Raw genomic sequence first — 471 nt, 5'->3', positions numbered from 1 at the left:
TGTCCAGACAGGTAGGCGTACCCTACATCGTCGTTTTCATGAACAAATGCGACATGGTGGATGACGAAGAACTGCTGGAACTGGTGGAGCTGGAAATCCGCGACCTGCTGAGTGCATACGAGTTCCCCGGTGACGACACCCCTATCTTCAAAGGCAGCGCATTAAAAGCACTGGAAGATCCGGACAGCGAATGGGCAGATAAAATCGTTGAAATGTTTGAAGGCATCGACGAGTATATTCCCCAGCCAGAGCGAGACGTGGACAAACCCTTCCTGATGCCCGTAGAAGACGTCTTCTCCATCACCGGCCGAGGCACAGTTGCCACCGGACGTGTGGAAAGAGGGACCGTTAAAGTGCAGGAAGAAGTGCAACTGGTAGGCCTCTCAGAAGAGCCCCGCAAACTGGTGGTAACCGGCGTTGAAATGTTCCGCAAACTGTTGGATTTCGCCCAGGCGGGCGACAACATCGGCC

At 54.1% G+C, this 471-nt stretch carries 1 protein-coding gene; it reads left to right on the top strand.

The features are described from left to right. Nucleotides 1–471: EF-Tu/IF-2/RF-3 family GTPase (locus AAIG11_RS17950; RefSeq protein ID WP_343187559.1), on the top strand; the 471-nt coding region annotated here is incomplete at both ends.

The sequence above is a fragment of the Anoxynatronum sibiricum genome, from assembly GCF_039414295.1.
GTDB lineage: Bacteria > Bacillota > Clostridia > Peptostreptococcales > Tindalliaceae > Anoxynatronum > Anoxynatronum sibiricum.
Note: the sequence above shows the minus strand (reverse complement) of the source record. Positions and strands in the feature narration are given on the sequence as shown.